Source organism: Glutamicibacter sp. NPDC127525, assembly GCF_042672105.1.
In the GTDB taxonomy this organism is placed as follows: domain Bacteria; phylum Actinomycetota; class Actinomycetes; order Actinomycetales; family Micrococcaceae; genus Glutamicibacter.
On record NZ_JBHXVN010000006.1, the window covers coordinates 139,882 to 163,998 of the forward strand.

18 protein-coding genes are annotated in these 24,117 nt (G+C 59.0%); 7 read left to right on the forward strand and 11 right to left on the reverse strand.

Annotation, left to right across the window (positions count from 1 at the left end):
• Nucleotides 1–1,644: 1,644 nt before the first annotated feature.
• Together ACFVHU_RS14815 and ACFVHU_RS14820 are read right to left on the reverse strand one after the other, a co-directional pair.
• The gene (locus ACFVHU_RS14815) at nt 1,645–3,177 is read right to left on the reverse strand and encodes a deoxyguanosinetriphosphate triphosphohydrolase family protein (RefSeq protein WP_388025053.1); all 1,533 of its coding nucleotides are present in this window, start codon (nt 3,175–3,177) and stop codon (nt 1,645–1,647) included.
• Between the two features lie 135 nt (nt 3,178–3,312).
• Nucleotides 3,313–4,011, reverse strand: a complete 699-nt coding sequence (locus ACFVHU_RS14820) for an NAD(P)-dependent oxidoreductase (protein ID WP_388025055.1) — start codon at nt 4,009–4,011, stop codon at nt 3,313–3,315.
• Nucleotides 4,012–4,432: 421 nt separating this feature from the next.
• Here ACFVHU_RS14820 and ACFVHU_RS14825 point away from each other — a divergent pair, with 421 nt between their 5' ends.
• Nucleotides 4,433–4,594, forward strand: a complete 162-nt coding sequence (locus ACFVHU_RS14825) for a hypothetical protein (RefSeq protein ID WP_388025056.1) — start codon at nt 4,433–4,435, stop codon at nt 4,592–4,594.
• Nucleotides 4,595–4,637: 43 nt separating this feature from the next.
• Here the strand turns inward: ACFVHU_RS14825 and ACFVHU_RS14830 are convergent, their stop codons facing one another.
• Complete coding sequence (locus tag ACFVHU_RS14830) at nt 4,638–5,207, reverse strand: YdeI family protein (RefSeq protein WP_388025058.1); 570 nt, start codon at nt 5,205–5,207, stop codon at nt 4,638–4,640.
• 122 nt (nt 5,208–5,329) lie between these two features.
• Between ACFVHU_RS14830 and ACFVHU_RS14835 the strand changes: the two genes are divergently transcribed.
• The gene (locus tag ACFVHU_RS14835) at nt 5,330–5,722 is read left to right on the forward strand and encodes an SIS domain-containing protein (protein ID WP_388025060.1); all 393 of its coding nucleotides are present in this window, start codon (nt 5,330–5,332) and stop codon (nt 5,720–5,722) included.
• 57 nt (nt 5,723–5,779) lie between these two features.
• Nucleotides 5,780–6,427 carry a 3-hexulose-6-phosphate synthase gene (gene hxlA, locus ACFVHU_RS14840; protein ID WP_388025062.1) on the forward strand — a complete coding sequence of 216 codons (648 nt, stop codon included), beginning with the start codon at nt 5,780–5,782 and terminating at the stop codon, nt 6,425–6,427.
• Nucleotides 6,428–6,836: 409 nt separating this feature from the next.
• Here hxlA and ACFVHU_RS14845 read toward each other — a convergent pair whose 3' ends face one another.
• The 7 genes from ACFVHU_RS14845 to ACFVHU_RS14875 all read right to left on the reverse strand — a co-directional run bounded on the left by ACFVHU_RS14845 (nt 6,837) and on the right by ACFVHU_RS14875 (nt 15,866).
• A complete protein-coding gene (locus ACFVHU_RS14845; protein WP_388025064.1) occupies nt 6,837–7,580 on the reverse strand; it encodes an SDR family NAD(P)-dependent oxidoreductase in 744 nt (247 codons plus the stop codon).
• A gap of 145 nt (nt 7,581–7,725) precedes the next feature.
• The gene (locus tag ACFVHU_RS14850; protein ID WP_388025065.1) at nt 7,726–8,007 is read right to left on the reverse strand and encodes a YdeI family protein; all 282 of its coding nucleotides are present in this window, start codon (nt 8,005–8,007) and stop codon (nt 7,726–7,728) included.
• 69 nt (nt 8,008–8,076) lie between these two features.
• The gene (locus tag ACFVHU_RS14855; protein WP_388025067.1) at nt 8,077–8,907 is read right to left on the reverse strand and encodes a hypothetical protein; all 831 of its coding nucleotides are present in this window, start codon (nt 8,905–8,907) and stop codon (nt 8,077–8,079) included.
• Between the two features lie 300 nt (nt 8,908–9,207).
• The gene (locus ACFVHU_RS14860; protein WP_388025069.1) at nt 9,208–10,950 is read right to left on the reverse strand and encodes a DUF262 domain-containing protein; all 1,743 of its coding nucleotides are present in this window, start codon (nt 10,948–10,950) and stop codon (nt 9,208–9,210) included.
• Nucleotides 10,951–11,000: 50 nt separating this feature from the next.
• Nucleotides 11,001–13,571 carry a DEAD/DEAH box helicase family protein gene (locus ACFVHU_RS14865; RefSeq protein ID WP_388025071.1) on the reverse strand — a complete coding sequence of 857 codons (2,571 nt, stop codon included), beginning with the start codon at nt 13,569–13,571 and terminating at the stop codon, nt 11,001–11,003.
• Nucleotides 13,564–15,225: an Eco57I restriction-modification methylase domain-containing protein gene (locus ACFVHU_RS14870; RefSeq protein ID WP_388025073.1), complete on the reverse strand. Its 1,662-nt coding sequence runs from the start codon at nt 15,223–15,225 to the stop codon at nt 13,564–13,566. Before ACFVHU_RS14870 ends, ACFVHU_RS14865 begins: the two co-directional genes overlap by 8 nt.
• The gene (locus ACFVHU_RS14875) at nt 15,222–15,866 is read right to left on the reverse strand and encodes an N-6 DNA methylase (protein ID WP_388025075.1); all 645 of its coding nucleotides are present in this window, start codon (nt 15,864–15,866) and stop codon (nt 15,222–15,224) included. Before ACFVHU_RS14875 ends, ACFVHU_RS14870 begins: the two co-directional genes overlap by 4 nt.
• Nucleotides 15,867–16,580: 714 nt before the next feature.
• On the opposite strand from ACFVHU_RS14875, the gene ACFVHU_RS14880 reads away from it, so the two are divergent.
• The 4 genes from ACFVHU_RS14880 to ACFVHU_RS14895 all read left to right on the forward strand — a co-directional run bounded on the left by ACFVHU_RS14880 (nt 16,581) and on the right by ACFVHU_RS14895 (nt 22,578).
• A complete protein-coding gene (locus ACFVHU_RS14880; RefSeq protein ID WP_388025077.1) occupies nt 16,581–16,814 on the forward strand; it encodes a transposase in 234 nt (77 codons plus the stop codon).
• Nucleotides 16,815–17,201: 387 nt separating this feature from the next.
• A complete protein-coding gene (locus ACFVHU_RS14885) occupies nt 17,202–17,798 on the forward strand; it encodes an SLATT domain-containing protein (protein WP_388025079.1) in 597 nt (198 codons plus the stop codon).
• Entirely contained in the window at nt 17,795–19,099 is a 1,305-nt protein-coding gene (locus ACFVHU_RS14890) for a nucleotidyltransferase (protein ID WP_388025081.1), read from the forward strand. Before ACFVHU_RS14885 ends, ACFVHU_RS14890 begins: the two co-directional genes overlap by 4 nt.
• 416 nt (nt 19,100–19,515) lie before the next feature.
• On the forward strand, nt 19,516–22,578 hold the full coding sequence (locus ACFVHU_RS14895; protein ID WP_388025083.1) for a hypothetical protein: 3,063 nt from the start codon (nt 19,516–19,518) through the stop codon (nt 22,576–22,578).
• Between the two features lie 288 nt (nt 22,579–22,866).
• Here the strand turns inward: ACFVHU_RS14895 and ACFVHU_RS14900 are convergent, their stop codons facing one another.
• Nucleotides 22,867–24,027: a hypothetical protein gene (locus tag ACFVHU_RS14900; RefSeq protein ID WP_388025085.1), complete on the reverse strand. Its 1,161-nt coding sequence runs from the start codon at nt 24,025–24,027 to the stop codon at nt 22,867–22,869.
• Nucleotides 24,028–24,117: the final 90 nt, after the last annotated feature.

Sequence of the window (24,117 nt, forward strand, 5' to 3'; positions counted from 1 at the left end):
GTTACCCCGAGCGGTCGTATTTGTCTGAGAATCCCTTGAAAGGGGCATGTACACTACGTCGGATAACACCATTCTGGTCGTACGCACACGAATCCGTAGTGAATCCTTATCTTTCTTTCCAACACCGCCAATTTGGACCAAACTCTTGCACTTCCGCATCACATCTGAGGCAGCCATCGTAGCCTGATGATCCACGGGGTGAGGTACCGACCTGATTCCAGTAGGTACCGTCGCTGCCGTCACTCTGGGAACCTGCATCCACCCAAAGTGGCACATGCCGCCATGAAGGAATCCGGTCCCGGCAAGTTGCCGTTTAGGCACCTGTTGGCGTTCACTCGTATAGTCTGTCTCTACATCGTCAAGTAATTCCTTGATTCTCCTTACCCGTTTGGCTCCGGCCGTTGCAGGAGGCGGTGCATCTGTGGAGTCCTGACGAGAACGAAATCGAACACATGCTGTTTAACAGTCAGCGATGCACTCGATGTATTGCGTAGTAATCTTGATTGTTCGATCAACATTCCAGAAAACTAAAGCCGGGATTTTAACTTGCCCGAGTATGAGCGTTGAGCTTAGGTCACCCTTTTCGAGTCTTGACGGTCGAAGGCATTGCTTAATGGTTGCTAATGTACTCGTCCATCAGCTCTCAGCAGTGTGGACGAGTGTTAAGTCGATCTCCTACTGTTCAAACGCGTCGCCCGTGTCCTCTTGATACGTCGGTAATTGCAGATATAGAAAGATCGGTTTGGTTCCCGCAGTTGGGCACCCTGGACCTGTTCGTGTGTAGGTCGGGTAGACCGTTGGACGACTAGTCCGGATAGGACGTGCATCGCCAACTAGCAGTTGTCGCGATATGTTCACGTGCTTCTTCATCGTTCAAGGAGGTGCACTTTTCAGTCGGTGACACATCGTGTCACATCGCCCCGGCGAAAAGGCGTGAGCGGCCGCCATCCAATTGCCACGGTTTTACTGCCGCAGGCTTGGCTCCATGCGCCGTCGCTCGTCAGCTGGCTGTGGCGAAGGCGCACCACCTTGGCTCGGGTTGGCACCGTGGCAAAGCCGCTGATTTCATTAGTCGCCGAAAGGAAGCAGAAGAAACCGAAGCGATGATCAATCCGAATCGCAGGAGCAGGTCAGGAGGAGCACGGTGCGCGTTCACGGGAGCTTCACTGCTCTAGTATTGCCGTTGGCAATGAAGTTGGACGGCCATGCCCCGCAACCCAAGACCTCGGCCGGGGCCTAGCGGTTCCCGCGGCGGCGACCTTGGTGGCCGCAATGACGGACATGCTGATTTCCCACTCCACGATTCACGTCCCCTCCCTACGTGGGCAGAGAAAGGTCGCCTGTTCCAGATTGTCTGGGGAGCCACAGACGGGAGCACCAGACCACTGATCTTCATGGGACTTAGCGCCCCAGGGTCACCTCTACCGCCACGGTGCTTCTCTGGGGGCGGATGCTCGTCGGCGCTGGCGTGCTTCGTCAAGGCTGATGCTGCGCGGTAGCAGGGGCGAGAGCATGACACAATGCGTGGCTGCTGACGGTGTTCCGGTTCGCTCGCGTCATCGTCACAGTATTGCAACCGCTAGCCTATTCCTGAGCTGCATTCCCGTCCGGATGACAGGATTCAGCGTCCGAACGACGATCATCCTACAGCCCCCGCCCGGCTTCCCAGAGATTGTCCGAGGTGCCGGTTAGCAGCGAATTCAGCGAGACGGCTTGAGCATCGGTGAAGGAAGCAATGTAATCGACGATGGCCCGGGCTTGGCCCAGCCTTTGGATCTCTTGCGGGCCGGACTGCGAGAACAGCTCTGGGGTGCTCTCGCGCAGCTGGCGGTATTCCTCGGTGGTAGCTTCCACCGAGTCCAGCAACCGTCGCGGTGCACGCCCTGCATCCTCCGGATCATTGAGCCAGGTGTTGAAGCCTTCTGCCAGGGAACGGATAATTCGCGTTTGCCCGCGCTGGTATACCGCCAGGTCTGAACGATCCAAGACGAAGCGGGCATGGACGAACTTGAGTACTACGACGTCATGCCACGCTTCATCGCTCAAGCGGATATGGCCGCTGCGCACATTAGGCGTGCGTTCAACGGTGATGGATTCCTGCAAGCGGTCAATCCATCGCCGCGTGAAGGCGGTAACCGCGCGGTCTGCCTGCAGGCCGCCGTCGTAGGGAACCGCGAGCAAGCCATCGACGAGGTCATGGCCGACCCGTTGCACCGAGGCGCGGAATGCTTCAGGATTGGCAATCCAGGGATCCTTGGCCAGGACATGGCGCCACGTAATTTCCAGTGCATGGCCCGGCTGCCGTTGGTCCAGTTCTGGAGCCTTCAGGGCTTGGAAGCGGACGGAGTTGTCCAGCCACGCTCGCAGTTCAGCGGAGACGCTGGTGTATTGCAGAATGCCGGCTCGATAGAAATCATCGAGGTCATGAACCGCGTAGGCGATATCGTCTGCGATATCCATAACCGAGCTTTCCAGCGTCTGCTGGTATTTTCCGATGCCCGGGAAGACCGAAAGGACATCGTCCATTTCCACGGCCTCGATATCGTAGGCCGAATACTTCATGGCGCCAGCAGCCGGATTCGCACCGACGCCGCGGGGGAGCAGCTCCGGAGCGACCGGGGCCTGGCTGCGCCATTCATTGCGCGTCCAGGGGTATTTGAGCACAGCCGCGCGAACCGCGCGAGTCAGGTTCATGCCACGCGGTGTGGCATCGCAGCTATCGAGGGCGGTGAGGATCCGGAAGGTCTGCGCGTTGCCTTCGAATCCATCAGGAAGCCCCAAGGTATCGCGGGCAACCCGGTCGAGTTCCTGCTCTCCCAGATGGCCGAAGGGCGGGTGGCCCAGATCGTGGGCCGCTGCCGCCGCCTGGACGACTACCGGGTCGCACCCTCCCAAATCGGAGATAAGTCGCCTAGTCGGTTCGTCACTCCTTCTGAGGCTGATCGCGATGGAACGCGCCACAGCGGAGACCTTGAGCGAATGGGTCAAGCGGTTATGGACCAAGGTCCCTGAACCAGCCTGGGGAATCACCTGCGTCACCGAGGACAAGCGGGAGAAATATGGGGAGAAGCGGATGCGCTCAATATCAATGCGGAACTCATCTTCACCGGTGCGATTCCGCTCGAAGATAGCGCGGTCGCGGCCGCCAGTTTGATGCGTCTGTGCTCTAGTTTCCATCGTATGAACTAGCCTAGGCGAAAGGTCGCGAGATACCACGGGATTGTCATGCGAGTTCTTTAGCGGAACTGCCTCTACCACCAATCCTATCCGCGGGTTCCTACTGAAATAAGGCGCCTAATGAGGGCAATAAGATCAGCGAACGAGATTCAGTGGTGTCCGACCCGAAGAAAGCAACTGAACCTGTCGAATTGCTAGTTCTGAAACCAATTCCACGAACTGTCCTGTATCACCAGCCATATGCGGGGTGATGATGCATCCCGGGGCGTTCCACAGTGCGTGGCCAACAGGCAGCGGTTCTGGGTCGGTAACGTCCAATGCGGCACGCAGTCGCCCGGACTCCAGCTCTTTAATCAGAGCTGCCGTGGCAATGATTGGTCCTCGCCCAACATTGACCAATAGAGCACCGTCGCGCATCCGATCCATGAACTCCTTGTTAATCAGTCCTTGGGTTTGGGGCGTGTGGGGCAAAGCGCAGATGACTATATCCGCTGATGGCAATAGTTGATGCACGTTTTCAAAGGAGACAACGTCGATCTCGCAGTTAAGGGTGCGCGAGCTGCTGGCAACTCCCGTGATCTGTGCAGGCTTGAATGGCTTGAGTCGTTCGATAATGGCTGTGCCCACGCCTCCAACGCCAAGTACTACAACATTCGATCCGTGCAGTGATGAGGTCCAAAGCCGCGACCAGGATTCTTCCTTCTGGAGCAGATAAGCCCTGGGAAGTTCGCGCAGTGAAGCAAGAATCAATGCCAGGCAATGCTCCGCAGTTGAGTCTTCAACCGCGCCCTTGGAGTTTGAAAGCGCCACATCCTCGGGCAAATGATCCAGCACCCATTCGTAGCCGATGGATAGCAGATGGACGTGCTTCAATCCAGCAATTCTGCCCACCCGCGTTCGGTGCGATGGATCCAGCGGTCGCTCGGTAACAAGGACGTCGGCTGCTGGCGGCTCGCCATCATTGATATTCCACAAGACGGGTTCGACCCCGGGAACCTGCATGCTGTCGACCAAGCTCTGCCACGGAACTAATACACGCAAACCATGAATCCAATCTTGAGATGAGATATTGCCGGGGTGGCCCGGGCTTTGAATTCCACCGTACCAAGGTGCTGAATGAAATGATCAGTTCCGTGTCCAACCTGATTTAGAAAGCGGAGCAGTTCACGGAATCATTTTCCTGAGAACTTGGCCCTCCGTCTAAACTGGCGATATGACTCAGAGTGTGAAGAAAACTCAACAGGCCGGACTGGGTATGACTACAGGAACAATGTTCATCGCGTGGACCTTGGGCCTTGTCGGAGTAATCATGCTGATTCTTGGAGGAGCGACTGCAGCGGCGCTGCTTATTCTCGCGGCAGCGATCCTGCAAGCTGGAGCAATGATCACCGAAGCGATTTACCGTTCCAGAAGCTAGCGCTCAGCAGCATCGTCCGCGTAGTGCTGTACCGGACCAAGGATCAGCCATCTGTATCCTGCTCAAGTTCTGCAATGAACCGTGCCAAGCGGGCAGTTCTCGTTTTCTCTGTTCGGGCGATCATCAGCTGATGCAGTATGTGATAGCGCGGTTGGGATTTCAAAGCAGCAAAGTTCTTGGCCGCCACGGTCGAGCGATCCAGCGCTTCTTGCAGATCTGGAGGAACCTGGGCGGTCGCCTGGCCCTGGTAGGCACGCTCCCACCGTCCATCTTCCTTGGCTTTCTCGATTTCCGCGAAGCCCCGTGGACGCATGCGTCCTTGGTCGATCAATTCTTGGGCGAATTCAGTGTTTTTCTGTGACCAGACAGAGGTCTTTCGGCGGGGAGTGTAGCGCTGGAGGAAGGTCGTCTCATCGCGTTTGAGGCGGATGGCATCGATCCATCCGCTGCAGAGCGCCTCGGGCAAGGCTTGTGCGACAGTGAGCGAGGTTGGGGAAGTCGTTCCCTTCTTTGCCACTACCAGCCAAACGCCATCGCTGGTTTCTTCGTGCTCGTCGAGCCAAGCGCGCCAAGCGGTGACATCAGGAAGAATCAAAGCATCTTGAGGATCCATGCAACCTATCCTGCACCTCGTTGCCAGTAGTTGCTAGAGCCTCGACCGTCCGTCGGGATGATTCCTGCCATTGCTTATCCGGTGGATTGCGGCCGGGGCTGGAGCCATTGGCGCCATTTCCCGTGATCGGGTACGTCGAAACCCTCCAGTCTCCGGCCGTCTCCGGGGATGTCAACACGCCGGCCATCGCCGACGGGGACCTGCTGCTCGTGGCATCCGGATCCGGAACCAACACGGGCGTGGTCCAGAGCGTCCGCACCGCCCAGCGGGTCGGTGCCCGGATCGCGGCCATCACCACCGATCCATCCAGCCCCATCGGGTCGGCCGCTCACGTTCTCGTGGAAGTCCCGGCCGCCGGGAAAACTGACCACGGATCGTCCATCACCCGCCAATACTCCGGCAGCCAGTTCGAGCAGGCGCTGTTCCTGATCACCGAAATCGTGTTCCACGCGCTCTGGAGCGCGGAAGACGCCACCGCGCAGCAGCTGTGGCAGCGCCACGCGAATCTGGAGTAGACCGGCGCCTTGGCGCCAGTATCAACCCACCATCAATAGCCCCGGAAAGGGAACATCATGAAAATCCAAGTTGTCATCGATCTGCTCAGCACTGCCGAAGCGCTGGAGCTGGCTGGAAAAGTCGCCCCGTATGTCGACATCATCGAGCTGGGCACCCCACTGATCAAGGCCGAAGGGCTGTCGGTGATCACCGCCATCAAGCAGGCCCACCCGGACAAGACCGTCTTCGCGGATATGAAGACCATGGACGCCGGGGAACTGGAAGCGGATATCGCCTTCGCCGCTGGCGCGGATCTGGTCTCCATTCTCGGGGCCGCCGACAATTCCACGATCTCCGGCGCGGTCAAGGCCGCCACCGAGCGCGGCAAGGGCATCGTCGTGGATCTGATCGGCATCGCTGACAAGCCAGCCCGTGCCCGGGAGGTTGCTGCGCTGGGTGTCCAATTCGTCGAATTCCATGCGGGCCTGGACGAGCAGGCGCAGCCAGGCTACGACTTGGATGTGCTGCTGAGCGCAGGCACGGCATCCCAGGTGCCGTTCTCGGTGGCTGGAGGTGTCAGTATCAGCACGATCGCCGACGTCCAGAAGTCCGGCGCGCAGGTAGCCGTGGCCGGCGGTGCCATCTACTCCGCCGCCGACCCGGCACAGGCAGCCAAGGAACTGCAGGCCGCACTGGTCTTGACGCCGTTCCCCGTGGGGTTGTGAAACGATCTGACGGAGCAAGGCCACTGTTCCCGGTGTGGGGCCGACGATGCTCATGGTGGCGAGGCCAGGCGCTGTAGCTCCGTGGGACATGAAGACCCCCGTGCACGATGGTGAATGCGGTAACCCGCATCCTGCCGGAGGTTTTCTTCATTCTCTAGTATCAACAATGTCCCGGGGAACTACAGTTAGCAGGACCTTGGCCAACGACTGCTCGTACAGTTCTGGGAAAGCCTGGCTCCAGGCTTTGCCCCTGTCAGTCAGAGCCATTGGCGACCCCACCGAGAGTAGTCAATAATCGACATCGTGCACATGGGGATGCGGGCGCGAAAGCGTTAGTCGGAGGGCGCTAGAGCAATCCAGAGCCCGGGGCAATATCCCGGACTTGGAGTGCAGGAAAGAGCTCCGGAGACTAGTAGAGCTTGTTGGCGCCGCCATCTGCCATGAGGGTCTGGCCAGTGACGTACTTGGCGTCATCCGAGAGCAGGAAAGCAACCACCGGTGCGACGTCGGCTTCCGGATCGCCGAAGCGGCCCAGCGGCACCTTGGCCAGCGACTGGTTGTACAGGTCCGGGAAGGCCTCGCTCCAGGCCTTGACGCCGTCGGTCAGCGCCATGGGGGAGACCACGTTGACGCGGATGTTGTCGGCGGCCCATTCGTTGGCGGTCACGCGGGACAGGCCGCGGATGGCTTCCTTGGCCGAAGCGTAGGCGGCCTGGGTCGGCTGGCCGACCATGGCCGAGCCGGAGCCGAAGTTCACAATCGAGCCGCCATTGTCCTTCAGGTGCGGGTAGGCGGCGAGCATGAACTGGCGGGTTGCTACGAAGCCGGTGTTGAAGGACAGATCCCAGGCAGCCTGGTCCAGATCGGTGAACGGTGCCTGGCGCGAAGCGTGGGCGTTGTTCACCAGGCCGTTCAGTCCGCCGAAGTTCTCCACGGCTGCGGCTACTGCAGCATCTGCGGTTTCCTGCTTGCTGACATCGCCGGCGATGAAGATCACCGAGTCGCCGAATTCTTCTGCCAGCGCGGTACCGGCCTCGGCATTCAGATCCACATCCACGACCTTGGCTCCGCGGCGAGCCAGGACTCGCGAGATTGCTCCGCCAATGCCGGATGCGCCACCGGTGACAATGACGACCTTGTTCTCAAGCTGCATGAAATTCTCCCTTCGGCGGTACCGGAACCGCCATGGTCCAGGCGCCGATTACCCGACGTCATTCCGGAGTCTACCGCAGCACGAAGCGCTCGGGGAGCGCAGTCCCAGCGGAAGATTATCCTTGATTGACTAGCGGAAATGGTGCTCACCTGCTATCGGATTCTCCAGCTTCCTCGTTCAACTGGGCGATGAAACGGGCAATACGAGCAGCTCTGGTTTTCTTCGTCTTGGCGATCATCAATTGGTGGAGAATGTGATGGCGCGGCTGGGACTTCAGCGCCTCATAAGCAGCCTGGGCCGCCGGCTCGGCATCCAGCGCACGTTGCAGGTCCTCAGGAACCTGGGCCGTTGCCTGCCCCTGGTGAGCGCGATCCCACCGGCCGTCGACTTTCATCTTGTCGTTTTCTTCCTGTCCGCGCGGACGCATCCTTCCCTGGGTGACCAGATTTTCGGCGAGTTGCGAATTCTTTTTATCGCAAGATTCTCTCAATCAAGTCTAAAATGAAGCGATCAAGACAATTATTAGCAAGACCAGCGAAAACACCGCAGCGCAGATCCCGCATCCCAACGTCTGACTAGTCGATTCGGCATTTCCATCCCAAGGACTCGGTCCAGCCACTATGGTCTTATGCAGCGCTGGATCCATCAACTCGCGTTCTTGGTTATTCGCGATCTCCTCGATAATTGACTCTACTGACGACAACCCAAATCTCGAAGTCAACACCGCAGCATGATGCAAAAGTTCCGAACTAGTTCCCTCGTTGACACAAGAGTGGCCCGATAACTGACCTACTCCGACGTTGAAGAACGCTTTTCTGCCTGCCTTGTCTTTAAACAGAAGCATGGGAACATCGCACGTGGGGCAGCGTGCATTCGGAGAAGTGACGTCGACAGGCCAATTATCAAGCACCCGGTCGTCTGTCCAGTATTGTGCCGTTGATCTCGTCTCCAACATCGACTTTTGACCAGAAAGTTCACTTCTGGCAAATTCGATGCAAGGGTGTTTAGGCCACGGTTTGCCCAGCGCATCAAAATAGGCGCAGCCACCGTTTCTATCCCGAAAGAACCAAACTGATGCCCCGCAAACAGGACATTTGGCATTGCGGGTCTCACTAGAGACTGGCCACGCAACAAGCCCTAACCGGCGCGCCCACAAATCAACGCTCGGCAATTTCACCCTCGGCTGCATATCGCGGAAATACAACGGACGCGAATTCAAAGCTTTATAACGCCCTCCGCTGCCACGTTTGACATTATGGGACGATACATAATGCAGTCTCCCATTTTTACCTCGCCGCATATGACCTTTGCGCCTGTATGTTGCCATCTACACACTCACATTTAGATCGTTAAAGCCTTGGTCAGCACCCGAGGTGCTTCGCCGCCACCTCTGTCGCGCAGAACGCCCTCGCTTCGTCCGACTTGAGCGGGAGAAGTTCACGGATGTGCGACCAGGTAAATTCTTGCCACGGTGTCGCAAGAAACTGTTTGCCGGACTCGGCGGGACCTCGCGCTAATACCTATCTGTCAATCAGACGTCCCATTCGTCGGTCCGTGGCAACGATCACTGCGGTGGCGTACTGCGCTATCGCAGCCCGGGAATCCTCGACAATATCAGCGGCTGCAGTTAGTCCGCCGGGCTGGTGACAGGATGCAGGTCGTGCTTAGCGAGCATCGAGGCTTCTTTTCCAAGGCCGACGAAAGCGTTCAGTGCCGCCGCGATCGCATCGCGGCGCTCACCTATGAACCCCTCGAACTCGCCAGCGTCGGCGCCCCAGGAATCGAAGTACACGAGTTGTGCTTCCATCCGCTCGGCCGGGTAGTTCGCTCGGTATGTGGTTGGAGTCTTGTCGCTAATCTGCTTGTTCGTTTGCGATCCGATAAAAGCGTAGTTCGCAATATCGTTGATCTCCGAATCATTTAGGTCTCGCCGTTCCCGTCTGAGGTATGCCTTCGGGAAGATGTGATGGAACTCGATCTTATCCGCACTGTTCGCATGCTTGGGGCTGATGTGCAGCGAAGTGGCCCAGTCCTCTGCGCCCTGCTCGGCAAACAACAGAAACATGGTCTTGAAGATGCCGCTGCGGGTGTTGCGTCCGACGAGGTCGTTGGGCATGAAGTCAAGGCGGCCGAACTGCTGCTCGAGGCGCTGCAGCAACTCGGCGGCACCAGCGCCATTGCGAAGGATTGCCAGATCTTGATCGAGCACCGATTCCGACGAGCCACGGGAGTATCGTCCCTTTGCGTTCGCGATCAAGAACCAGGTGCGAAAGGCAGCGGCCTCTTCTGGGTCAATGCGCAGGTCGCGACGGTCGGCCCAGTACGCCGTCGTGATCAGCAACAGCGGTGAGGACAGCAGCGTGCGGCTGTTGATGTGAAGGTTCTTCACCACGAAATCGACCGCGAAGTCGAACACTCGCTGAGTTCTTGCCCACCCCTGTTCGAGGCGGTCCTTGCTTAGTGAACCCACGGTCAAGAACTTCGACTGCCCGGTAATCACGGCTATCAATGCGCGCAGGTGAACGCCTAGATCTAGGTCGAACCCAAGGTCGCGCACGCGATTCTGGTACTGAGTGAACAGACTCAACGAACCCTTCCAACGGGCAGTGATCTGGGCCAGAGCCAGATCCGAGCCACGGAGTTTCGCACCGAGTGAATTCACGCGGACGAAAATCTCGGTTACTTCCTCGTAGGACTTCTCCCGCTCCAGAATCTCGGCGCGGTACACGTAGTCTCTGACGCTGCGTAGTTGTTTCAAGCGTTCTGAATAGCGCGCATAGCGGGGATCGTCGAAACCAGTGACGCCCGCTGACGTGAAGAGCTCCGCATCTGTCTTGGAAAAAACATCAGTCACCTTGACCCAGTTCGGCAGAGAGCCGATCGCCTTATTCCACACGTGGAAAGCCCGCTTGTTGACCCGCTCCTTCGGATCGAGGTCTGCCTCATCATCGCCGCCAAGGTCGTCATCGCTTTCCACATCCTCGTTGACCTCGGTAATGAACGTCAGCTCGTCAGGATGGTCAAGGTTGAACAGAATCTCCACCGGCGTCTTGCGACCCTTAACGTGCACGGGTTCGCCACGAAGTATCGACGACAAGGACGTCAATCTCTGCTGACCGTCAAGCAGGAGCAGGGATGCTGCATCATCCCGGTTCGCAGCGACAGCAAATGCCCGGGTTTCGACATCGGAGTCTTGTGGGGCCTTCCACGCAAGGATGATACCCGATGGATAACCCCGGTAGAGCGAGTCCAGTAGGTCTCGAACTTTGACTTGCGTCCACACGTACTGGCGCTGCATCTCAGGTAGTTGCAGCTCCCCGGACTCGATCATGTCAACGAGTGTGCTGACCTTGTACTCTGCCTTACTCATGTGGCGTTCCTTTCCTCTGATATCGGCGTTGGCCCGTGATGCTACCCAAACTATCTGGTGGCGTTGTCGTCGATGGCGACCACAGTGTCGTAGAGGCCGTAGTGCCGCAGCCCCTTGTGCGACTCGAGGCCGGTGTAGGACAGGGACGAGTCTTCGTAGCGCCGGAAGGCGAAGACTGCCTGGTTCATATGGGTCGCGTTGAAGACGCCCAGATTCACGAGCAGATGGAAATCGTCGACGGTCAGCCCGGTGACGGTGCGGAACAAGCTCGGTTCAAGCTTGGTGATTACGTCCTGAAGGGTGTTCTCTCGGAAGTCTGTCAGGTACATGAACGCCGGGATTCGGGTGGCGAACTTGATTAGTTTGTCCTGTATCTGCTTCCGCTTGGACTTGTATTCCTTCTCCTCCGCTGTCAGTTCCTTCTTCTCCGCAGGAGTGATGTCGTCACGCTTCTCCTTCTTGGCCCTCTTCACGGCGTCGCTCTTGTTCACTACGGTCTCGAAGATGTCGTTGCCGAGCGCACGGAAGCCTTCGATGTTCATGATGGCATTCAGGGCATCCGGGGTATTCATGATCTTGCGCAGGGTGTCGTTGTCGACGTTGACGAGGATCGCGGACTCCCACTTGCGGGCAAGAAGCGTCGCCGACGTGCCCGACATCGCGATGTCGAGGATGCCGCCGGCATCGACCTGGGTCATGTTCGACCCGTCGTAGGCCAACACGGGGAGGAACTTCACGAGCTCCTCAACCGCCTGCTCCGGGTTCGGGGTCTCCGGTGACAGGCCTGCACCGTAGTCGGCGATCTGCCGCAGCGCGCGGGTTGGCGCGAAGTCGAACACGAAACACACGGGCTTGAGGACGGCTTCGGCGCTCGGGTTATCTCCGTCGGGGTTCTTGATCGACCACGGTGACTGCACGCGGAATGCTGCCTGGAAGTAGGTCTCGGGCGAGTTGAGGTTGCGCAGCATCAGGATCGAAGACCATTGCTTGACTGTGACACCCGTGGTGAGCTTGCCACACGACAGCGTGATCGTCTTCGTGTCGTGGCCGTCGCCGATCGCAGCCCGCACCGGTGGAAGAGCATCTAGTCCGATGCCCGCGCCGGTGCCAGCGACGACGAGGACCTGGTAGTCGTGCCAGAACACGTTCTGCTTCTCCGCGAGCAGGTTCGCCATCGCCTGGCACGCTGCAACGTTGGGCAGGAACCAGAACGAGTGCTGCAGGTATGGCAGGACTCGAACATCGGAGTATGGGAATGGCGGGCGGGTGCCAATTCGCATGGCGTCGACCTGTGTGGGCAGGTGGGCGCCGCGGATGAGATCGAGCCACTTCTGAACGTCGGTCTTGTGCGTGAACTCGGTGTCCTTGCCGATGCCCTTTGCCTCGAAAAACTCGTTCAGGTCGAACTCGTCGAACTCCCCCTGGTTCGCGACGGCGATCAACTCGTCAGGCATCTGGTAGGTGAACAGGCGCATCTCCGGGAGTGCCCCGTACGGGTTCCACGCGTCCGGATGCGCGACTGCGTACTCGGCCTTGGCACGCTGCTCGTCGGTGTAGGTCCAGTTGAAGATTTGCTCCTCGATGAACTCACCGGTTGCCAGCGCCTTGAACGGCGTGCCAGACAGGTATAAGTAGGCGCGAGTGGTGATCGGCAGGAAGTCGTCCTCGTCATTGCCGAGCTCGTCAAGCTCTTCATCGAAGGCCACGAGGCCGTCGTTGTACTCGGCGGCAAGTTCTTTCTGCTTGACTTTCTCGTCCTCGCCCTCGAACAGCTCCTTTGCGGACTCTCGCCAAGCACCGAAGTGGTACTCGTCGAAGATCACGAGGTCCCAGTTGGTGGTGTGGACCCACTCATTCTTCGCCTTGATGAGCCCGGTTTTCCGGTCCCGCCCGAGCAGGTCCTGGAACGATCCGAAGTAGACCAGCGGACGGGTCTTGTCGGCATCGTCCGGGCTACCCCCGGTCGCTGAGGAGAAGTACTGCCAGCCGTCGAAGTCGGCGTGCGACTCCAGATCAGTCTGCCAGGCGTCCTCAACGGCGGGCTTGAAGGTCACCACGAGGACCCTCTTCGCCCCGAGCCGCTTCGAGAGCTGATAGGAGGCGAAGGTCTTCCCGAAGCGCATCTTGGCGTTCCACAGGTACCGCGGTACTGCGTGAGAATCCTCGGACCAGATCGACTCGAAGTAGCCTTGTGTCTTCTCGACTGCGCTGACCTGCTCCGGACGCATCGGGAAAGTCTCATGATGGGTGCCGCTGAGTTTGACGCCGGTGCGTAGCTCGGTGATCACCGTGCGTACATCGTCCGCGGTGCACCGCATCCACTCTCGCGCTGAGCCGAAGACCGGGTTCTCAAAGCCCTTGTCGATCAGCCTTTGACGCACATCAGAATCACGGAACAGCGACCCGTCGTCACGTTCGGCGAGTTCATCAACGTGCAGCGTGTAGGCCTGCTGCATCTGCCCCTGCGACTCGCGGATGCGCGCGTTCACGTCCGTCTTCGTCGTCTGGCCTACCTTGAGAAGCCCCGCGTAGCCGACTGGTGGGTCGTTCGGCGACCATGCGTAGATGCGCAGTCTCGCTTCGGGCTTCTTTGGGAGAAGCTCATCAATTCTCTTACTCATCGCTATCGTCGGAACCCTCTTCCTCGAAGAGAGTGTCGTCATGTGGAGCGACCTGGGATTCGATGAAGAAGATCTCGTCGTCGGTCAATTCGTATCGCTCGTAGAGGAGTGCATCCGTCCAGTCTCGGTCAAGTGGAACATCTGGGACAAACGCGTACACATCCCGGGTGGCGTGCTGAGTGGATTTACGGAGCGACACAAGGAAGCGAACAAATCGGGTGCGCAGGTACGCGGAGTACCGCGTCGCTTCCTCCTTCGCATCAAACCTTCCAGCGACAAGGTATGTTTCCGTGCAAGCCGTGCCTGGACCAGCAATGATTGGCATGGAGAGGAATTTCGTCTCGACCGCAGCGCTCGTGCCCTGCACAGCAGTCATCAGGACCTTCCACTGGTCAATCCACCCGTCGCTCAGCGGAATTTCACTTCGGGCGACCCACGTGATCTTGCGGGAACCGAATAGCTGCACCGGGTCTTTCAGGCCGCTTGCGGCTGGCTTGCCATGAAAGAAGGTGCGCAGACCGAATGGCTTGCCGGTAGACACGCGAGTATCGAGCGTTGGCTCTCGCTTCGCGCGGACCTTCTCTAAGATTGGAACAGCTTCGTTGCGTCGAACCAGGACATCGTAGGCATCGAGGAACCGAGTTGTCCGTTCACCCACTGGCTGACCATCCCACATTGTCTGGATGGCGCAAGGTCCGTCATACTCACGATCCCAAAGGAAGTACGAGACACCACCTCTGATTTTCACGCCCGGGAAGGCCTCATATAGCTTCGGGTAGTCGACGATGTCGTGCATGCGGTGATCGGAGAGCATCCGCTTGCGGTACTCACCGAGGCCCTTGCCACCTGTAAACCAGCGCGACGGCGTGACAAAGACGGCGAAGCGGGGGTCGAGTCCAAGCGCCTTGTCTACGAACATCTGGTAGATCGGTGCAGCGGATGTTCCGTAGCCACCGTCACTGAGCTGGTAGGGAGGGTTGCCGATGATGACGTCGAACTGCATGTTGTCTCCGAACAGCTCCGCGATACGGGCTTTGATGTCGTCGGTATGGATGAAGGCGTAGGCGTGAGTCTCAAGGTCGTCGCCACGGGCGTAGTCGTCCTCGCCCGCCCCGCAGTAGACACACTTGCGGTTGGTGTAGACCTTGATATCTTCGCTAGTGACGGGATCGGCGCGAAACTCGCGCTTACCAGCGCCCCAGGTGTGCTCGGTCCGCTCGAACCAGATGTTGCCGTCCTCGGTCGTGAATGACCTAGCGATTGAGTGCGGGCCGTTGGCAAACTTCGAGCAGTAGACGCTCCGGCGTGCGAGCAGCGCGGTAAGTTGCGTGATTCCAATGCCGAACACTTGACGGGTGAGGACGTGATCTACGCGCTCGGCGAGGTCGGGGATCGTCAAGATCAAGCCGTCGGTAAGCCGACGTACGATTTCACGAAGAAACACACCGGACTTGGTGAACGGATCAAGGAACGTGACAGTCGGGTTGGCCCAGATGTTTTCGCCATCGTTGGCATCCGCCCACGCGGCGGCAAGCGTGTCGAGCATCTGGTTCGCGAACTCTGGCGGGGTGAAGACCTCATCGTTCGAGAGGTTCGCGATGCAGGTCAGGACATCCGGGTTGTGGCCTCGAAGAGTGAATGGTGCAGGGGTCACGCGCCGGCCTCAGCGATCTGACCAAAGGTCATCGTCGGATAGGTCTGCGAGGGGACGAATAGGTCGTCGTCGTCGAGTTCGCCGAACAGGGTTCCCTCGTAGGAGGCACGCTGGGTGAGGTCGTCGTAACGGAAGTCGCGCCTCTGGAACTTCCCCTTGCCGAGGTAGCCCCACTCAGCAAAGGTGATCGGTTGGCCGCCTGGCACGGTCATTGTCAAGGCATCGCCTCGGACGATGTTCACGGCTAGGACCGCGCGTGCAGCTTGCGCCCATTGGTCATCGTTGTTGATGCCCAAAAACGTGTTGAAGAGCTCGGCCAGATTGTCGCGGCACTCTTCGGCGTTGTCTGCGAGGAGTTCGATGCCGTACGTGCACATGAGCGCGAATAGTGCATAGTGGCGCTTCTCGAAGTCGTTCTTGCCGTGACGAAGCTGGACCGTGACGAGCTTGCGGGCCAGGACCGGGACGAGGAAGTTTCCGGAGCCACAAGCAGGTTCGAGCACGCGAGAGTCGATCCGCGCAGACTCGTGCTTGACGAGATCAAGCATGTCCTCGACCATCCAGTCCGGCGTGAACACTTCGCCGTGATCGGCAACGCGCTGCTTGGACTTCACCAAGTTCTGGGAGTCTCTCCGGTTCATCTTCAGCCTTCCACATGCTTGTCGTTGTCATGATTGTAGAAGCAACCACCGACACCGAGGGTGCGAGCTCTTGGCCACTGGCCACCGATCTCGTACGCCCAATTCTCGATCTCACTGGGTTGGAACTTCAAGTGGCATCTGACCCGATGGGCGGTCATGCGCTACCCGGTAATTCAGGTGTACACCGCGCCTTTGGGGGCTCCGAGGTGCCCAGTGATGTTGGCTACGATCAGCCAAGGCTCAGCCGCTTTGGTGCTCCCTGCTCAATGACCCAGACAGGCCAACACTAACGATGATACCGAACGAGGTAAGGTGACTGCTAAAGGCGGTGTAACTCGGTTTCCAGAAATCTTGCGTTCTACGCATATATTGCCTGGCGGGTCGGGATGGCGCTCCATCGACACCTTAGCTTGAGATTTATCCTTGCCCCGGGGAAACGTTGATTGTCCGGGGTTCCGCGGAGTGTCCTGCATACTAAATCGGCCCTTGGTTCCGATGCTTTGAATTATCAAAACGAAGCAGGGAAGAAGGATCCTAGTCAAGAGTATGCACGACCATCCGAGCCGCACGCAATCTACCGATGGTACGGAACAATTCAGGGAGTTCCGCCAAGGTTACTACCGCTGCCTTACCGCACGGGCCGATACGCTGTTTGAACTGACCGACATGCTGTAGTGCGCGCAGGGCAAAGTCACCGATCTGGCCTACCTGTCGTTGGAGCCCGAGCACCGCCGCGGCTACGGAGTCCTCTACGATGCGATCAACCACGGGCAGATCGAGACCGAGCAGCTGCGAAAGCTGGTCATCACGATGCCTGTCCCCACCTTTTCTCTGCAAAACGGCAGCGTGCAGACCGTATTGGCAGTGGACTTGTCCAACTGGCTGCGCCCTGACGCAGTGTGCGCCCCGGACCGGGTGTTCTGCCACATCTACGCCCGCAACGGGTAACCCAACATGGTCCCTGACTGGCCCTATGCCTCGTCACCGTCCTGCAACCGGGGGCCTGCTCGTGGACCATGCGCGTGGACGTACGCCTGCAGAGCCCTGGTAAGGACACCACTGTGGTTACCAACCTGGCAACCGTGACTCCAGTGGAGAGATAGGGGGGAGGAATGCGTGCCAACGAGCTTGTTCTTTGAATTGTCTTGACATAAAGCCTGAGCGAGGTATCAGCAGCGACCGACTGTCGGAGATTCCGGACGTTCCTAAATGTCGGTAGTTGCCTGCATACTTTGATTAGCGCAGCGATCGTCACCCATGGTTGCTCTTCCGGTCGGCGGGTGCCGGAAGGTCCGCTACAGGACGCCGATCCTGAATGACGACGATCGGAGTGAAATGACAAGCGGAGAGACGCTCAGGGCAAGCCTCGATTCGTTCCTGCTCGCGCAGGTGCGCGAGTCGTTCGGACGCGTGGTCTACAGCCACAAGACACACGAGAAGCAGGCAGATATTTGCTTCACCAAGCACCGGTGGCAGCAGGGCGTGCTCATCGGCCTCACGGCGCTCAGTTCCGGTACCTTCCTAGCCGCAGTGGTTGGACTCCTCGGCGACCCCGTGGTGACGAGTCTCGCGACTTCTTTCATAGCCCTCTTGGTGACGTGGATCAGTCTGGGCGCTAAGTCATTCCGATTCGCGGACGAGTCCGACGCTCATCGGGGCATTGCCTCCCGACTCTGGGACGTCCGTGAGTCCTACATCTCGCTAATCGCCGACTTGATGTCCGGTACAGTTTCCGGCACCGAAGGCCGAGAACGCCGCGACGAACTCCAGCAGGCGTCTCGCGATGCCTACTCTAACGCGCCCAGGACCAGTTCGAAGGCCTTCGCTCGTGCCCAAGACGGGCTCAAGAACAACGAGGAAATGACCTTCACGCCCCGCGAAATCGACCTGTTCCTCCCGGAAACCCTCCGGCTCGACGAAGGCGAGGGATGACCATGAAGACGTCAGAGATCTTCGATGTGCTACTCGAGAACCTCAAGGTTGGCGCCACGGCCAGCACCGTCGCGTCGCGCCGGGACCAGATTGCCAAGGCGCTCAACAAGGACTTCCGAAGTAAAGATGGTTGCACAGACTACAAGCTCATGATCGGCTCCTTCGGGCGACACACAGCCATCAAGGGGGTGTCCGACCTCGACATGATCTTCATTCTCCCGTCCGGTATCCGCTCGGACTACGACAGTGAAACGGGCTCACGGAGAATGCTCGAGCGCGTCCGCGACGCATTGAAGACGCGGTACCCAAACACCTCGGTTCGGGTCGATCAGTGTGTCGTGCGCGTGCAGTTCACCACCAACGCCTTCAAGTTCGAGGTCCAGCCGGCATTCGAGAAATCCGACGGCAGCTTCGCCTATCCGGACACGAAGGCCGCGAGCTGGAAAGTCACTAAACCGCGTGAGGAGATCGTAGCCACCAAGGAGAGCAACGACCGAACCTCGAAGAACATGCGCCACTTGGCGCGGATGACCCGGGCGTGGAAGAACCAAAACGGCGTCAACATTGGCGGACTGCTCATCGACACCCTCGTGCACAGGTTCTTCTCCCAAACCAGCGACTACGACTCCGCCGGCACCGGATCCTTCGACCTGATGGTGCGCGACTTCTTCGCATTCCTGAAGGATGAGCCTGAACAGGACTACTACTTCGCCTTGGGAAGCAGACAGAAGGTTCACGTCAAAGCGAAATTCCAGCCGAAAGCTACGAGGGCCTACAACCGCTGTCTCGAGGCGATTGAGGATATGGGCAAGGCCTCGGCCAACAGGAAGTGGCGAGAGGTGTTCGGCACCTCGGTTCCGCTCAAGGCCAGTGAGTCTGCACGTTCGTTCGACGACACCGAGCAGTTCATCGAGAACGGGTATCCCATCGACATCGTGCACTCGGTGACCATCGACTGCGAGGTCGAGCAGTCCGGCTGGCGACCGGCTTCTCTGCGGGAAATGCTGCGCGGCAAAGCCCCGCTCATGCCGAATAAGGACCTCACGTTCAAGGTGACGTCCTGCACGGTCACGCACCCCTACGAGGTGAAATGGAAGGTGCTGAACCGTGGCCCGGAAGCCGAGCGCCGGAACATCATCCGAGGGCAGATCATCGGCTCGAGTCAACCCGGTGTTCGGACCGAGCGCACCTCCTTCCGTGGCGAGCACGTCGTTGAGTGCTTCGTTCTTAAGGACGGCGTGGTCGTGGCGCGGGACAGCATCAACGTCCCCATAAGCAACTCAATAGCGCGAAGTCGGTGAGTTTATTTTGGAGGCGTCGTGGACTGGCCGCCGAGGTGCTAGCCATCTGAATACGCTGCGACTATGACGACCAGGCCATCGGAGAAATCGATATCAGCGAACTACGACGGCAACTAAGCGAAGAAATCAGGTTCGGGCTACATACGGGCACTACTGAAGAAACGATTGCCGATAAGGCCGGGAACCTCTTTCGTGATAGGGGATATTGTTAGAGTTATGTTCGAATCGATGACTTCCTCAAGAATTCTCCGTCGGTGTTATCGGTCTGATGGCACCGCAGCCCTCGCACCCACATACGCCGGCAAATGAGTCTCACAGAGCACCTCAGGACTGTCGGTTCGCCTGTCCGCACTTATCTTGACGGCTTGTCGCCGTGGCTTGCTGACACACAGGGGACGTCCCGCGCGGCTCGGAGCATGGCGCAGGCCCTCAGCCTCGTTAGACTGGCAAACAGTCAAACAAGCGTGCCGCCCGTACCCGGCGTAGATGCGGCCCGCTCAGGCACGGCGATCGACTTCCGCGTCCGCATCGACCTCGGCGGATTCGACCCTCACGACTCGGTCGCGGCGCAAGGTGTGGCCTTGCTGCCGCTGTATGAAGGTTCGATAGAGAATGGCAAGCGCCGGGCGCGCGTGCTCACCGAAGCATTCGAGATGGCCGTGCGGATCCTCGATGCACCCTTGGACAAAGGTGAAATCGACCGTGCCTGCCTCGTGCTTGCACACTGTGAACAGGTGTACCGCGCTGGTGTCACTGCTCTGGCTGGCTCCCTAGGCGAGGCGCTTGATGCAGCCGATGACGGGCTGGCCTTCGCTTTGGCGATCGACAGTCCTTCAATGGCTGATCTCAGTGCACTGATGACGGCCAACTCCGGCCAGGTCAACGAGTGGCGGGCTCAAATCGCCGCAGGCAAGCGGTATGATCCGAACCCCTTGTTCTCCGGTTCCGCTCTCGTTGGCGGGGCTGACGCGGACTGGATCGTGGGTGACGCGCTCATCGACTGCAAGGCCTACGCGAAGCTCACTGTGGGCTCCCTGCGGGGTTTTCTCCGTCAGCTCCTTGGGTACGTCATGCTGGACCTCGATGATGCTCTCGGTATCCGCTCTGTCGGCATCTGGCTGCCTAGACAGGGGGTAACACATACTTGGTCACTTGAACAGCTCATCGGCGGGAACCCCGAAGAGCTGCTGCCGAAGCTGCGCGCAGGATTTCGCTCCGCCGCCGGAGGCAAGCAACTTGCCGCACGGGAAATGGCCACGCAGCGCCGCAAGCACCAGATCCTCGCGGAAAACAAGCACACCCCGCGTCGGATGCTCGTCGAACTGGCGTCCAGCGAGGATGTCGACATTCGCTTCCGCGTAGGTCGGAACGCCGCGACCCCCGAAGATACTGTCCGGGAACTCGCCCGGGACCGGTACGCGAAGGCCCGCGAAGGCGTTGCGAGGAACGATCACGCACCAGTCGATGTGCTCGCGACGCTCTCCAAAGACAGGAGTGTCGTAGTCCGGAGCGCCGCTGTCGCGAACCCACGCACGTTGAAAGAACAGGCGAAAAATAACCGAACCGAGCAGGCAGAGCTGGGCCGATCCCACACCGACGCACCTTGCGCTGCAGGGTCCGGCATTGCCGTCCTCGCGAATGAGGCACTGCGGATCGATCAGGTCCGCGAAGACGATGGATTGGACACGCGGTGGTTCGCCGAGTTCCTCACAGCTGCGCGCGGAGAGCTGCTCTGGGGGCAGAGTCCTCGTCTGCCCTTGCCAGAAGCGAGCAGGCGGTGGTCTTTGATGGAGGTGCGTTCTCTCGAGGTTCCCGGCTGGTTGAAAGCGGGTCTGCCAGAAGAGGTGAGACACGACCTGATGCTCGCGCACCGGCCGGCCTGGGTACGTCGTGCGGTCGCAGAAGATCTTCCCGTCTCCGATCCTGCCGTGCGCGATCTGCTACTGACTGACGTTGATCCTGAGATCCGTTGGTCGGCGCTCCGGCGCACGATTGACTGGCCCGACGATTCCCTCGCAGATATCCTCGGTAAGTTGGCCTCAGATCGTCAAGAGCGTATTCGATTCCGAACAGAGGGCGGCGGACGCTTGGGTCAGGGGCATGATCGAACCCCGGCCGAGTACGAACGCGAAACCCTTTCATTCGTTGCATCCCATCCCTCTACACCGCAGGCCGCACTCGTTGGGCTGTTGGCTTCGAAGTTGCCTGATGTTCTCCTGGCCCTCGTGGAGAACCCGGCGCTGACGACCGACTGCCTCACCGCACTGATTCCTCGGGTGAAGGCGATCAGGTCTCACGAGTCTCGTGAACGGCTCGCTACTTCGACGAGTCTCCCGCCGGCGGTGGCAAACGTCCTCCTTGGAGATCGCGATCTTGGGGTGCGCGCTGCGCTGGCGGGGAACGCGGTTGTGCAGCGCGAAGTTTTGGAGAGATTGGCCAAAGATCCGGAGCCGCTCGTGCGCTTGGCCGTCGCGGTGAACCCGGGGGCATCTGTCGACCTGGCTTCCCCCATCGTTAGGTCCCTTCTTGTTTCCGCCATTGATGCAGAGCTGCTCCGCACGCTCCGCGCTATTGAAGATCGTGATGACCTTGAGCTACCGGCAGAACTGATCGCTGATGCACTCGAGCGTCTGTCGAAGTCGCGCCTTCGCGATCCCCATATGCGCTGCATCGTGGCCGACGATGCGCGCACGGGCCCCCGGACGCTGAACCGGCTATCTCGAAGCGCCGACGATTTAGTTCGCCGGGCCGTGGCGAAGAACCCCAGTGCATCGGCAGAGACGCTCTCGTCGTTGGCCGCCGACTCAGAGCCGGCAGTACGTGCGTCGGTCGCAGGCAACGGGACACTTGAAGTCATTTTGCTCACGGTGCTGGCACAGGATGACGAGCCTATTGTTCGTGCCAGCGCGGCCGAGAGCCCGCGGCTTGCCCCCTCGCTTCTATCAAAGCTTCTCCGTGATGACGACCGCCGTGTGCGTTCTGCCGCGTACAGAAATCCATCAACCAGGCCCGAAGACAAAGTTGACGTGGATGTCGAGCGTCAACGCGCATGGAGGGAGTCCGCTCCAAGTCGGGCAGACCTCGTCGAAATGGTCGCGAGCACGCGCGCAGAAGTGCGCATGCAGGTCGCCTACGACTCACGCACGCCTGGTGACGTCTTGTTCATGCTTGGTGGTGAACGCCGCAGCGCGAGAGTCAGACGAGCCGTCGCAGCGAACCCGAATACCCCCGCAAATGCGCTTGCTTCGCTCGCCGATGACCGGGATGTCGAAGTGCGTCAGGCCGTTGCCTTCAATAGTTCGACTCCGGTTGAGGTGCTGGTTCGGCTTGCAAGTCGCAGTGTGGACCTCGCAGTTCTCATCGCGCTCAATCCTGGTGCACCGGCCAGGGTACTCGATGCTCTCGCCGAAGATGCGGAGCCGTTGGTCGGATTCGTGGCTACGGAGGCCCGTTCTGAGCGGGCCGCACTAACGATGTGAAGGCCTAGTAGGGAACCTCGCGAGATCGCAACTTAACACAGCTTTGCAGCATCAACAGTCTCCAACTAACCGTCCGAGCGTTTGTGCCAGCGCGTTCTGTTGTTCGAGTTATAGCTGCTTCGTCTCGTAAACATCACCTGTGCGAGACATGCGTCATTCCTTGTCATCGCACCAATTGTTGCGTCTCAGGAGCCTGTCTCGCATCTGTCGCAGGTGATTCGGGATAAAAGAGACACCGAGGCGTGCTCTATGGACCAGAACAAGAGTTCGAAGACCTTGCCGAGCGTTCTAAATCGGTGCAGGCTGGTTAGAACCCAGATACTCCAAAGTCGCGTCAATGAGAACTATCAGATCAAGCGCTGAGGCGTGTTCGAAGTCGACGTCAACGGCTGCCTCAAATCGAAGGGCTCCATCACCGTAAAATCCAGGCGTAGTCCGCCTGCGATTATTCTTTTTGCCGTTGCCCATAAAGGAACCTTTGAAGCCATGCTTGATGACATCTTCCCAATCACCTTTGGCTTCGGGGCGACCGGATCCCCTTTTAGGCACCAAGAGGTCAATTAGACCCGGCTGAACCTCGGCGAGATGATCTTCGAGACACTTGTAGTTGATGATTGCGTCCATGCTGTGGGCGAGATCGTACGCAGCTCTGCGCACTTCCTCGTCCTCGGACTGTTGTGGCCGAGGATCGAAGTCAACGCCGAACCGCAGCTCCCCACGGAACCGATTACTACTCCAGCGGATCTCTGCGATGAACGCTCGGTCAATGGTCTCGCCGCGGATAGGAGTCCAGGCCTGAACTATCGGCAGGCCGCCACCACTAGTGACGCCAGCCCAGGCCCAATTCCCCGTCGCTCTCAGGTCGAGGGCAATTCTACGAGTGACCACTCTCGCCAAGAACTTTTCGCCAAGAACACTCAAGGGCGACGATTGACTTGATGTCGGTGGTTCGAAGACTCCTGAAATCATGTCGTCCCAGTCGCGCAGGACTGTGGCTGCCTCGCTGGAGAGGAGTCGTGCGAGAACGTCTTTGGATTGCTCCCACTTGCCAATCAGATTGCTCAAACTGAGGAACTGCCACAGCTCCTTGTCGGTTTCCGTGAGGCGCGATTCATCGAAGCTAAGTGCCGCGAGATAGGCGGATCGGCCTGGGTGGGACTCGTAGGCAGCCTGTTGCTCTTCGCTCATTGAGTGTCCGAGCTTAACTTCGATGGCGGCATTGTAAGAATCGGATATCAACACCAAATCCGCGTAGTTCTCGCTTTTGGACCCCTCACGTTTAATCTCGCCGGGAATGAAGCCGACGAGCCCGGCCCATGGAGAAGGGTCGCGGTCACTGAGGAACTGGATAAGATCCGAAATGTTCGTTTCCCGCGCAAGGAGGCGACTTAGCCCGCGACCGCGGCCCCAATGATTCATTTGACTGCTCATATTTTCATTGTCGCGCATTTCCGGACCCATGCTTCGTTGGCACGTGTTCAGGTCAAGAATGAGTCCTTCTCGGACGTGTCGCCGACCGATGGAAGCAGTAGGTTACTC

What these genes read in the sequence shown, in the direction of transcription:
- ACFVHU_RS14825 (WP_388025056.1), top strand. Translation starts at nt 4,433, where the DNA reads ATGACTACAGGAACAATGTTCATCGCGTGGACCTTGGGCCTTGTCGGA.
- ACFVHU_RS14850 (WP_388025065.1), bottom strand. Translation starts at nt 8,007, where the DNA reads ATGCGTCCGCGCGGACAGGAAGAAAACGACAAGATGAAAGTCGACGGC.
- ACFVHU_RS14830 (WP_388025058.1), bottom strand. Translation starts at nt 5,207, where the DNA reads ATGGATCCTCAAGATGCTTTGATTCTTCCTGATGTCACCGCTTGGCGC.
- ACFVHU_RS14860 (WP_388025069.1), bottom strand. Translation starts at nt 10,950, where the DNA reads ATGAGTAAGGCAGAGTACAAGGTCAGCACACTCGTTGACATGATCGAG.
- ACFVHU_RS14845 (WP_388025064.1), bottom strand. Translation starts at nt 7,580, where the DNA reads ATGCAGCTTGAGAACAAGGTCGTCATTGTCACCGGTGGCGCATCCGGC.
- ACFVHU_RS14885 (WP_388025079.1), top strand. Translation starts at nt 17,202, where the DNA reads ATGACAAGCGGAGAGACGCTCAGGGCAAGCCTCGATTCGTTCCTGCTC.
- ACFVHU_RS14895 (WP_388025083.1), top strand. Translation starts at nt 19,516, where the DNA reads ATGGCGCAGGCCCTCAGCCTCGTTAGACTGGCAAACAGTCAAACAAGC.
- ACFVHU_RS14875 (WP_388025075.1), bottom strand. Translation starts at nt 15,866, where the DNA reads ATGAACCGGAGAGACTCCCAGAACTTGGTGAAGTCCAAGCAGCGCGTT.
- ACFVHU_RS14815 (WP_388025053.1), bottom strand. Translation starts at nt 3,177, where the DNA reads ATGGAAACTAGAGCACAGACGCATCAAACTGGCGGCCGCGACCGCGCT.
- hxlA (WP_388025062.1), top strand. Translation starts at nt 5,780, where the DNA reads ATGAAAATCCAAGTTGTCATCGATCTGCTCAGCACTGCCGAAGCGCTG.
- ACFVHU_RS14900 (WP_388025085.1), bottom strand. Translation starts at nt 24,027, where the DNA reads ATGCGCGACAATGAAAATATGAGCAGTCAAATGAATCATTGGGGCCGC.
- ACFVHU_RS14865 (WP_388025071.1), bottom strand. Translation starts at nt 13,571, where the DNA reads ATGAGTAAGAGAATTGATGAGCTTCTCCCAAAGAAGCCCGAAGCGAGA.
- ACFVHU_RS14855 (WP_388025067.1), bottom strand. Translation starts at nt 8,907, where the DNA reads ATGGCAACATACAGGCGCAAAGGTCATATGCGGCGAGGTAAAAATGGG.
- ACFVHU_RS14890 (WP_388025081.1), top strand. Translation starts at nt 17,795, where the DNA reads ATGACCATGAAGACGTCAGAGATCTTCGATGTGCTACTCGAGAACCTC.